The organism is Streptomyces sp. NPDC058576 (assembly GCF_042718715.1).
Lineage (GTDB): Bacteria > Actinomycetota > Actinomycetes > Streptomycetales > Streptomycetaceae > Streptomyces.
On record NZ_JBHXPF010000080.1, the window covers coordinates 1 to 10170 of the forward strand.

A 10170-nucleotide genomic window follows, 5' to 3' on the forward strand; every position below is an offset into this window, starting at 1 on the left:
GTACTGCCCCGGGCCGCGGCGGCGTTCTGCACCGGCCGCGCGGATCAGAGGTTGCCGCGCTTCTCCTGCTCACGCTCGATCGCCTCGAACAGGGCCTTGAAGTTGCCCTTGCCGAAGCCCATGGAGCCGTGGCGCTCGATCATCTCGAAGAAGACGGTCGGCCGGTCCTGGACCGGCTTGGTGAAGATCTGCAGCAGGTAGCCGTCCTCGTCGCGGTCGACGAGGATCTTCAGCTCGCGCAGGGTCTCGACCGGCACCCGGGTCTCGCCGGCCCACTCGCCGAGGGTGTCGTAGTACGAGTCGGGGGTGTCCAGGAACTGCACACCGGCGGCGCGCATCGAGCGGACCGTGGCGACGATGTCGTTCGTGGCGAGCGCGATGTGCTGGACGCCGGCGCCGCCGTAGAACTCCAGGTACTCGTCGATCTGCGACTTCTTCTTCGCAATGGCGGGCTCGTTGATCGGGAACTTGACCTTGAGCGTGCCGTCGGCGACGACCTTCGACATCAGGGCGGAGTACTCGGTGGCGATGTCGTCGCCCACGAACTCCTTCATGTTGGTGAAGCCCATGACCTCGTTGTAGAAGCCGACCCACTCGTTCATCCGGCCGAGCTCGACGTTGCCGACGCAGTGGTCGATGGCCTGGAAGGTGCGCTTGGCGGGCGGCTCCACGATCGGCTTGGCGGCGGCGAAGCCGGGGAGGTAGGGGCCGTCGTAGCCGGAGCGCTCCACCAGGGTGTGGCGGGTCTTGCCGTACGTGGCGATGGCGGCGAGGACGACGGTGCCGTGCTCGTCCTTGACCTCGTGCGGCTCGGTGATGCCGCGCGCGCCGTGCTCGACGGCGTACGCGTACGCGGCCCGGGCGTCCGGGACCTCGATGGCGAGGTCGACGACACCGTCGCCGTGCTCGGCGACGTGGTCGGAGAGGAAGGCGCCCCACTCGGTGGAGGCCTTGATCACGGAGGTGAAGACGAAGCGGGCCGCGCCGTTGGTGAGGACGTAACTCGCCGTCTCGCGGGAGCCGTTCTCCGGTCCGGAGTAGGCCACGAGTTTCATGCCGAAGGCGGTCGAGTAGTAGTGCGCGGCCTGCTTGGCGTTGCCCACGGCGAAGACGACCGCGTCCATTCCCTTGACCGGGAAGCGGTCGGCCTGCGCTGCGGTGTCAGGGCTGGTGTGCAGAGTCTCAGTCATGTTCGAAGGCTCTCCCCGCATCGCAAGGTGCGCAATAGTTCGCGTATTCACTGGTCAATGTGTGCATTCGATCGCCATGATGGCCGGACTATCTGTACAGGGTGACCATCGAAGGCGGGATCATGGCGATCGATCATCTGGACGGGCGGCTCATCGTGCTCCTGGCCCGTGAACCGCGGATCGGCGTCCTCGAAGCATCCCGGCGGCTCGGGGTGGCGCGCGGGACCGTGCAGGCGAGGCTGGACCGCCTTCAGTCGAATGGCGTCATCCGGGGTTTCGGCCCGGACGTCGACCCGGCGGCGCTCGGCTATCCGGTCACCGCGTTCGCGACGCTGGAGATCAAGCAAGGCCAAGGGGCCGACGTACGGGCGCATTTGGGGGGCGTTCCGGAGGTGCTGGAGCTGCACACCACGACGGGGCACGGCGACATGCTGTGCCGGCTCGTCGCCCGTTCCAACGCCGATCTTCAGCGGGTGATCGACCGGGTTGTCGGATTTGATGGCATTGTCCGGGCCTCCACGGCGATCGTCATGGAAAACCCGGTTCCGCTGCGGATCATCCCGCTGGTGGAACAGGCGGCCGAGGACACCGACTAGGCCTGATCCGGACGGCAGGCCCCGGGCCGAGGGAGTGCCGTGTGAGCTTCTGGGAGTATCTGATCACCCGCCACCAGCAGCTCCTGACGGACGCGTTCCAGCACGTCAGCGCGGTCTTCCAGTGCATGGTCATCGCCACCGTGCTGGGCGTGGTCATCGGGGTGGTGAGCTACCGGAGCGGCTGGGGCGGCTCGCTGGCGATCACCTCCACGGCGACGATCCTCACCATCCCCTCCCTCGCCGCGATCGGTCTGCTGATCCCGCTGGTCGGCCTCGGTGTGGCCCCGACCGTGATCACCCTGACGCTGTACGGGCTGCTGCCGATCGTCCGGAACTCCATCGTCGGGCTGCGGGGCGTCGACCCGTCGCTGGTCGACGCGGCCACGGGCATCGGGATGTCCCGCACGGCGCGGCTGTGCCGGGTGGAGCTGCCGCTCGCCTGGCCGCCGATCCTGACCGGGATCCGGGTCTCCACGCAGATGCTGATGGGCATCGCCGCCATCGCCGCGTACGCCTCCGGGCCCGGCCTCGGCAACGAGATCTTCCGGGGCATCGCCTCGCTGGGCAGCGCCAACGCGATCAACCAGGTCCTCGCGGGCACGCTCGGCATCGTCATCCTCGCCCTGCTCTTCGACGCCGCGTACGTCCTGCTGGGACGGCTGACCATCCCGAGGGGGATCCGTGCCTGAGCCCGAGACCGTCACGGCGGAGGAGTCCGCGGCCACCTCCGGGGCCACCATCCAGCTGGAGAACCTCACCAAGAGCTACCCGGGCAACCCGAACCCGGCCGTCGAGAACGTGTCGATGGAGATCAGGGCCGGCGAGACCGTGATCTTCGTCGGTCCCTCCGGCTGCGGGAAGTCCACCACGCTGAAGATGATCAACCGGCTGATCGAGCCGACCTCGGGCCGGATCCGGATCGACGACGAGGACGTCACCGACATCGACCCGGTGAAGCTGCGCCGCAAGATCGGTTACGCCATCCAGTCCTCCGGCCTCTTCCCGCACATGACGGTCGCCGACAACATCGCCCTGGTCCCGAAGATGGTCGGCTGGTCCAAGTCCCGGGTGAAAGACCGGGTGGAGGAGATGCTCGACCTGGTGGGTCTGGACCCACGCGAGTTCCACGGCCGCTATCCGCGCCAGCTCTCCGGCGGGCAGCAGCAGCGGGTGGGCGTGGCGCGGGCGCTCGCCGCCGACCCTCCCGTACTCCTGATGGACGAGCCGTTCGGGGCGGTCGACCCGATCACCCGCGACCACCTCCAGGACGAGCTGATCCGGCTCCAGCACGAGCTGCACAAGACGATCGTGTTCGTCACCCACGACTTCGACGAGGCGATCAAGCTCGGCGACCGGATCGCGGTGCTGCGGGAGCGTTCGCACATCGCGCAGTTCGACACCCCCGAGGCGATCCTCACCAACCCGACGGACGACTTCGTCTCGGGTTTCGTGGGAGCGGGCGCGGCGCTCAAGCGGCTGAACCTGACCCGCGTACGGGATGTGGGCATCGCCGACTTCCCGACGGTCACGGTCGAGGACCCGCTTCAGTCGATCTTCAACAAGCTGCGCAGCGGCCCGCACAACGAGCTGCTGATGCTGGACCGCCGCAACCGCCCGTACAAGTGGCTGCGGCGCGGCGACCTGATGCGGGCGCGCGGCTCACTGGCGCGGGCCGGGCAGCTGGTCCACGACACGGTGACCCGGGACGCCACGCTGCACGACGCGCTGGAGGCGGTGCTCACCGACAGCGGGGGCCGGGTGGCGGTGACCGGGCGGCGCGGCGAGTTCATCGGGGTCGTCGACATGAAGACGCTGATGGACAACGTGCAGGAGCTGCTGGAGGCCGACCGGCTGACCGCGATGGAACATCAGCACGAGCTGGAGGAGCAGCGCGTCCACCAGACCGAGCAGGAGCTGGAGGGGGGTGGCGGCGGAGTATGAGTCCCAGCCACCGGTCCGGCTCCGGCAAGGGCCCGGGCACCCCCACCCGGCCGCCGGGCGAACACGACGTCAAGGGCCACGCGTTCCACGACGAGGAGAGCGATCCCTCCCCCGCCCCGGCCGCGCCGGAGCGCCGGATCACCTGGCGGAAGCTGGTGCTCCTGCCGGCGGTGCTGGCGGTCATCCTGGTGATCACCTACGTGTGGATCACCAACATCCACCTGGACTCGATCGCGGAGAACTCGCTCTCCGGCGGCAACGTGCAGCTGCGCTGGTGGCAGCATGTGCGGCTGACGGCGATCTCCACGTTCTGGGTGCTGATCATCGCGATCCCGCTGGGCATCGCCCTGACCCGGCGGCGGCTGCGGAAGGCGGCCCCGGCGTTCACGGCGCTGGCCAACATCGGGCAGGCGACCCCGGCGATCGGTCTGCTGGCGCTGCTGGTGATCTGGCTGGGCATCGGACCCCGCACGGCGATCATCGGCATCGTGATCTACGCGGTGCTTCCGGTGCTCTCCAACACGGTGGCGGGTCTGCGGGCGATCGAGCCGAACATGATCGAGGCGGCGCGCGGGATGGGGATGTCCGGGCGGGGCGTCCTGCTGAAGGTGGAGCTGCCGCTGGCGGTGCCGTTGATCCTGGCGGGCGTCCGTACGGCCCTGGTCCTGAACGTCGGCACGGCGACGCTGGCGACGTTCGGCGGGGGCGGCGGGCTCGGCGACCTGATCACCTCGGGGATCCAGACGCAGCGGATGCCGGTGCTGATCATCGGGTCGGTGCTGACGGTGGTGCTGGCGCTGCTGGTGGACTGGCTGGCGTCGCTGGCCGAACTGGCGCTGACGCCGCGCGGGCTGGAGGAGCGGTGAGGACGACGACGTACGGTTTCCGGGTCCTGGCGGCCGCGTTCCTGGTGCTGCTGCTGGGCGGCTGCGGGCTCAAGAGCGGTTCGCCGATGGTGGACGACGTGTCGCCCGGTTCGGTCGGGCAGGGCGAGCCGCTCAAGGGCGCGTCGCTGACGGTGACGTCGAAGAACTTCAGCGAGAACATCATCCTGGGCCAGATGACCGGCCTGGTCTTCAAGGCGGCCGGGGCGGAGGTCCTGGACCGGACGAACCTGCCGGGTTCGATCAGCGCGCGCGAGGCCATCATCAACGGCGACGCCGACGCCCAGTGGGACTACACCGGCACCGGCTGGATCACCTTCCTGGGCCACGCGGACCCGATCGTCGACCCGAGGAAGCAGTACGAGGCGGTACGCGACGAGGACAAGGGCAACGGGGTGATCTGGCTGCCGCCGGCCCCGCTCGACAACACGTACGCGCTGGCGATCAGCAAGAAGAACAACGCGAAGTACGAGCTCAAGACCCTCTCGGACGTGGCCGCGCTGGCGAAGAAGGACCCGGGCGCGGTGACGATCTGCGTGGAGAACGAGTTCGCCTCCCGCGACGACGGGCTGCCCGGCATGGAGAAGAAGTACGGGATGAAGATCCCGGCGGGCAACATCCAGAAGATGGACGCCGGGATCATCTACACCCAGGTGTCCCAGTCCAACTCCTGCCTGCTGGGCGAGGTGTTCACCACCGACGGCCGGATCAAGGCCATGAACCTGGACGTCCTGGAGGACGACAAGGACTTCTTCCCCAACTACAACGCGTCCCCGGTCATCCACGAGGCCACCTTCGAGAAGTACCCGGTGATCGCGGAGCTGCTGGACCCGCTGGCCCGGAAACTGACGACCGAGGTCGCGCAGACGCTGAACGCCAAGGTGGACGTGGACGGGGAGGACCCGCACGAGGTGGCGAAGGAGTGGCTGGTGGCGGAGGGGTTCATCGAGGAGGGGTGAGTTGCCAAGAGGTTGTTGCAAAGACCTCGTTGCAAAAAAACCTTGCAAAGAGTTCTTTGCATCTCTACTGTCGAAGCATGCCCGAGCACGAGAACCAGAACGACCCCCGCCCCTACCGCCACGACGGAACCGACCGCCGGATCCACCATGTCGACGCCCGCACCCTGCGCGCGGTCGCGCACCCCCTGCGGCTCCGGCTGCTGAACACCCTGCGCGAGTTCGGCCCGGCCACCGCCTCCAAGCTCGGCGAGCGGCTGGGCGAGTCCAGCGGCGCGACCAGCTACCACCTGCGCCAACTGGCGGAGAGCGGACTGGTCGAGGACGCCCCGGAGCTGGGCAAGGGCCGCGAGCGCTGGTGGCGGTCGGTGCACGACGGCTCGCTGTTCGAGAGCGCCGACTTCCGGACGCACGCCGACCCGGAGGTGCGCGGGGCCATCGACTTCGTCCTGCACGAGACGGCCACCGCCCACGCCCAGGAGCTGAACACCTGGCTGGGCACGGTGGGCGACTGGTCGGAGGAGTGGCAGCGGAGCTGGGACATGAGCGACTTCAAGATCCGCCTCACCCCGGAGCTGGCGCTGGAGCTGTCCGGCAAGCTCCACGAACTGGTGGAGAGCTACCGCGACGTCGTCCCCGAGGACACCGAGGGATCGGCCGTCGTCAGGACCCACCTGCACACCTTCCCGCGCCCTTCCGAATGAGCATCGCACCGCCAACAGCCCACCACATGAGGGGAATCGCCTTATGCACGCCGACGTACACCACCTCCTGCACGCCACCCGCGCCGCCGAACTCCACCACGAGGCAACGGCGTTCCGCCTGCCCCGCACCAGCCTGCGCACCCGGGTCGGCTGGACCCTGGTGGAGGTGGGCCTGCGACTGACCGCCCAGAGCTGGGAGGCGGGCGCGACCGCGCCCCGCACCGCCACCGCCTTCCATCCGGCGTAACCATCGACTCGGGGGGAGAGAACCATGGGGAACCGCACCCCGCTCGCCGCCACGCTCGCGGCCAACTCCATCTCCACCGCAGGCACTTCACTGACCCTGATCGGCGTCCCCTGGTTCGTCCTGGAGACCACGGGCAGCGCGGGCCGGGCAGGCGTGGTCGCCTTCTGCGCGACCCTGCCGATCGTCGTCGCCGCGCTGGTCGGCGGACCGGTCATCGACCGGATCGGCCGCCGCCGGGTAGCCATCGCCTCCGACGCCGTGTGTGCCCTGGCCATCGCCGCGATCCCGCTGCTGCACTTCGCCGGCCTCCTCGACTTCTGGATGCTGTGCGCGCTGATGGCGCTCAACGGCTTCGCCCACACCCCGGGCAACACCGCGCGCTACGTCCTGATCCCGGATCTGGCCGAGCACGCCGGGACCACGCTCGCCCGGGCCGCCAGCCTCTTCGACGCGGTCTCGCGCGGGGCACGGATGGTCGGCGCGGCGCTTGCCGGGGTCCTCATCGCCTTCGTCGGCGCGGAGACGGTCCTGCTGCTGGACGCCGCGACCTTCGGGCTGTCCGCCCTGCTGGTCGCCGCCGGGGTGCGGGGCATCCGCGCGGCCGAGCCGAGGAAGGCCGAGACCCCGGTCTCACTGCGCGCTTACGGCACCGAACTCCGCGAGGGATACGCCCACTTGCTGGGCAACCGGCTGCTGCTGTCGGTCGTGGTCATGGTGATGTTCATGAACGGCACCGACCAGGGCTGGAACGCGGTCCTGCTCCCCGTGCACGCCGATGCCGAACTGGGCGGCGCGACCGCCATCGGGCTGCTCACCGCGATGTTCGGGGCGGGCGGTCTGGTGGGGGCGCTGCTGTACGGGGCGGTGGGGCACCGTTTCCCGCGCCGGGCGGTGTTCACGGTGTGCGTGATCCTGTGCGGCGCGCCACGGTTCCTGGTCGCGGCGGTAAGCGGGACGACGCTCCCGCTCGCGGTGACGATGCTGCTCGGCGGGATCGCGGGCGGCGTGCTGAACCCGATCCTCACCACGGTCATCTATGAGCGCGTACCGGACCGGCTGCGCAGCCGGGTCTCGGGTGCGCTGACCGCGGGCTGCGAGTTCGCGATGCCGGTGGGCGGGCTCGCGGCCGGGCTGCTGGTGGAGGGTGCGGGAGTGACGGGGGCGCTGCTGGCGATGGGCGGTGTCTACTTCCTGGCCACGCTGAGCCCGCTGGTGTTCCCGTCCTGGCGGACGCTGGACGACGGGGCGGTGGCGGATGCCGGGGAGGGTCCGGGGGGACCGTGGGTGGATGGCGGTCAGGGACAGGACGGGCCGGGGGTGCTTGGCCGGCAGGGACAGGAGCGGCCGGGGGTGATTGGCGGGCAGGGACCGGGGGCGGCAGGCGGGCAGCCCGGGAAGTCCTCCGTACCGCCGACGGCATCCCGGGTCAGCAGCTCGGCACCTTCCCGCCCGACTCCAGGGCCTTGAGCGAGCCGACCGCGTCCTTCAGCGTGGAGACGGGCACGATCCGCAGCCCGTCGGGCGCCTCGGCCTCCGCCTGACGGCACTCGGCCTTGGGGACGAGGAAAACGCTCGCCCCGTCGCGGTGGGCGCCCTGGGCCTTCATCGCCACACCGCCGACCGCGCCGACCTTGCCGTCCGCGGTGATCGTCCCCGTACCGGCGATGGTGCGACCGCCGGTGAGATCGCCGCCGGAGCCGTCGCCGTCGAGTTTGTCGATGACGCCGAGCGAGAGGAAGAGCCCGGCGCTCGGGCCGCCGATGTCGCCGAGGTCCACGGCCACCCGCATCGAACCGGGCGCCCGGTCCAGGTAGTTCAGGGCGGCGTCGACGGCGACGTTCTGCGACTCCTTCATGTCGTCGAGGTTGTGCTTCTCGATCTCCTGCTCGGAGCCGCCGGTGGGGTAGACGGCATCGCGCGGCATGACGGCCCGGTCGGTCCGGAACCAGCTGTCGAACACCTCACCGATGCGGACGTCCGCCTTCGGCCCGGTGGCGAGGATCGTCGTCATCCGCAGCTGCCCGTCGGTGGGCCGGGTCTCGGCACCGGTGATGGTGATCACGGGCCGCCCGTCGTCCTTGCCGAGCACGTCCGCGGTCACCCCGGGCCGCGCCAGGGTGAACGGCAGCGGCGCGAGGGCCGCCGTACCGCCCAGGGCGAGGACCGGCAGCGCGCAGAGGGCGAGGACGCGGGGGCGCGTGAGACGAGAGAGCACGCACCCAATCTAACCGGCGCGCCGGAACGGAAACGCGCCAGGCGTACGCCGCCCGGCACGCCCCCGACCCCGCACGCCCAGTACGCGTACGGGTACAGGCACGGGCACGCGTACGGCTGCGCGCCTAGCGCAGCGCGTCGGCCACTTCCCGGGCCGCGTCGAGCACGCGGGGCCCGACCCGTTCCGGTACGGCGTCGGCGAGCATGACGACGCCGACGCTGCCCTCGACGCCCGAGACCCCGACCAGCGGCGCGGCCGCCCCGCTGGCCCCGGCTTCGAGTTCGCCGTGGGTGAGGGTGTAGCCGGGGTGGCCGGCGTCCGTCGTCTGGCGGGCGGACAGGATGGCCCGGCCCGCCGCGCCCCGGTCCAGGGGATGGCGGAAGCCGGCCCGGTAGGCGACGTGGTAGTCGGTCCAGGTGGGCTCGACGACGGCGACCGCGAGGGCGTCGCTGCCGTCGACGAGCGTGAGGTGGGCGGTGGCCCCTATGTCCTCGGCCAGGGAGCGCAGCGCGGGCAGCGCGGCTTCCCGGACGAGCGGGTGCACCTGCCGTCCGAGCCGCAGCACACCGAGGCCGACCCGGGCGCGGCCGCCCAGGTCACGGCGGACCAGGGCGTGCTGCTCCAGGGTGGCGAGCAGTCGGTAGACAACGGTCCGGTTGACGCCGAGTTTGTTGGACAACTCGGTGACGGTCAGGCCGTGATCGGTGTCGGCGAGCAGTTTGAGGACGCGCAGTCCTCGGTCGAGCGTCTGGGAAGTCTCCGCTGTCACGACGCCCTCTCCTCTTCGGGGTGAGCGACGACGGTCCTGCTCCGGCGGTTGCGACGCCGGTCCCAGCGGCGACGCACGGAGAGGCCGCCGGTCTGGCAAGGCACCGGCTGCGCTCCGCGGCGGCGTTGCCACGGGGCGTTCATATGGCGGGGACAGTAGCGAGCCAGTCCGCTCAGCGGAAGTACTCGTCCAGAATCCGGTCTCCGGACACGGAGCCCCGGTACGTCCGCCGTATAAGGGCCGGTCAGCGGGACGGCGTCCGGTAAGCGAACATCTACGCGCGTTCACGTGTCACGACACCGCCGGGGCGGCACGTCCACGGATGTGAACCAGCGTTAACAGTGTGTGAACGGCCACCGAGAAATTTCCCGGAAACGCCCGCCGGAAACGCCTGCCGGAAACGTCGCGGCACCGCCCGGAAAGACTGTCGGCCCATACGCAGCCGGGGAGGCCGTAGGCCTGTACGCAGCCCGGAAAGCCGTCGCGGAAGCCGTCGGCCCGCATGCAGCCCGGAAAGGCCGTCGGCCCGTACGCAGCCCGGAAAGAGCGTCGGGGCCGGGCGCGGGGGAAACCCCCGAACGGGCCCCCAACCCCGCAAACCCCCCGGGGCGCGGGTCCCCGAAGACGCGTGGCCCCCCCCACGTCCCGAACGAGGGGCGGGGGGAGTT

General features: G+C 70.3%; 11 protein-coding genes. 8 read left to right on the forward strand and 3 right to left on the reverse strand.

All coding sequences use genetic code 11. The annotated features are described in order from the left end of the window. Positions 1-44: 44 nt before the first annotated feature. Positions 45-1190, reverse strand: coding sequence for a 4-hydroxyphenylpyruvate dioxygenase (gene hppD / locus ACFWRV_RS33140; RefSeq protein ID WP_384339615.1), 1146 nt, complete (start codon positions 1188-1190; stop codon positions 45-47). A 122-nt stretch (positions 1191-1312) separates the two neighbouring features. Here hppD and ACFWRV_RS33145 point away from each other — a divergent pair, with 122 nt between their 5' ends. The 8 genes from ACFWRV_RS33145 (at position 1313) to ACFWRV_RS33180 (ending at position 7985) form a co-directional block, all read left to right on the forward strand. Beyond that, positions 1313-1786, forward strand: a complete 474-nt coding sequence (locus ACFWRV_RS33145) for an Lrp/AsnC family transcriptional regulator (RefSeq protein WP_096631041.1) — start codon at positions 1313-1315, stop codon at positions 1784-1786. Between the two features lie 41 nt (positions 1787-1827). Beyond that, complete coding sequence (locus ACFWRV_RS33150) at positions 1828-2475, forward strand: ABC transporter permease (RefSeq protein ID WP_384339616.1); 648 nt, start codon at positions 1828-1830, stop codon at positions 2473-2475. After that, the gene (locus ACFWRV_RS33155; protein ID WP_384339617.1) at positions 2468-3727 is read left to right on the forward strand and encodes an ABC transporter ATP-binding protein; all 1260 of its coding nucleotides are present in this window, start codon (positions 2468-2470) and stop codon (positions 3725-3727) included. The genes ACFWRV_RS33150 and ACFWRV_RS33155 overlap by 8 nt, the downstream gene beginning before the upstream one ends. Continuing rightward, a complete protein-coding gene (locus tag ACFWRV_RS33160; protein WP_384339618.1) occupies positions 3724-4593 on the forward strand; it encodes an ABC transporter permease in 870 nt (289 codons plus the stop codon). The genes ACFWRV_RS33155 and ACFWRV_RS33160 overlap by 4 nt, the downstream gene beginning before the upstream one ends. Before the next feature lie 86 nt (positions 4594-4679). Then, positions 4680-5570, forward strand: a complete 891-nt coding sequence (locus tag ACFWRV_RS33165) for a glycine betaine ABC transporter substrate-binding protein (RefSeq protein ID WP_384339637.1) — start codon at positions 4680-4682, stop codon at positions 5568-5570. Between the two features lie 77 nt (positions 5571-5647). Continuing rightward, positions 5648-6271, forward strand: a complete 624-nt coding sequence (locus ACFWRV_RS33170; protein ID WP_384339619.1) for a helix-turn-helix domain-containing protein — start codon at positions 5648-5650, stop codon at positions 6269-6271. A 43-nt stretch (positions 6272-6314) separates the two neighbouring features. Then, complete coding sequence (locus ACFWRV_RS33175; protein ID WP_384339620.1) at positions 6315-6518, forward strand: hypothetical protein; 204 nt, start codon at positions 6315-6317, stop codon at positions 6516-6518. Between the two features lie 24 nt (positions 6519-6542). Further along, positions 6543-7985, forward strand: a complete 1443-nt coding sequence (locus ACFWRV_RS33180) for an MFS transporter (protein ID WP_384339621.1) — start codon at positions 6543-6545, stop codon at positions 7983-7985. Here ACFWRV_RS33180 and ACFWRV_RS33185 read toward each other — a convergent pair. Both ACFWRV_RS33185 and ACFWRV_RS33190 read right to left on the reverse strand, forming a co-directional pair. Then, positions 7945-8733, reverse strand: a complete 789-nt coding sequence (locus ACFWRV_RS33185; RefSeq protein WP_384339622.1) for a S16 family serine protease — start codon at positions 8731-8733, stop codon at positions 7945-7947. The genes ACFWRV_RS33180 and ACFWRV_RS33185 overlap by 41 nt on opposite strands. 124 nt (positions 8734-8857) lie before the next feature. After that, a complete protein-coding gene (locus ACFWRV_RS33190; protein ID WP_384339623.1) occupies positions 8858-9502 on the reverse strand; it encodes an IclR family transcriptional regulator in 645 nt (214 codons plus the stop codon). Between the last annotated feature and the right edge of the window lie 668 nt (positions 9503-10170).

Coding starts and splice junctions, on each gene's coding strand:
- ACFWRV_RS33145 (WP_096631041.1), top strand. CDS start 1,313: ATGGCGATCGATCATCTGGACGGGCGGCTCATCGTGCTCCTGGCCCGT.
- ACFWRV_RS33175 (WP_384339620.1), top strand. CDS start 6,315: ATGCACGCCGACGTACACCACCTCCTGCACGCCACCCGCGCCGCCGAA.
- ACFWRV_RS33180 (WP_384339621.1), top strand. CDS start 6,543: ATGGGGAACCGCACCCCGCTCGCCGCCACGCTCGCGGCCAACTCCATC.
- ACFWRV_RS33165 (WP_384339637.1), top strand. CDS start 4,680: ATGGTGGACGACGTGTCGCCCGGTTCGGTCGGGCAGGGCGAGCCGCTC.
- ACFWRV_RS33170 (WP_384339619.1), top strand. CDS start 5,648: ATGCCCGAGCACGAGAACCAGAACGACCCCCGCCCCTACCGCCACGAC.
- hppD (WP_384339615.1), bottom strand. CDS start 1,190: ATGACTGAGACTCTGCACACCAGCCCTGACACCGCAGCGCAGGCCGAC.
- ACFWRV_RS33160 (WP_384339618.1), top strand. CDS start 3,724: ATGAGTCCCAGCCACCGGTCCGGCTCCGGCAAGGGCCCGGGCACCCCC.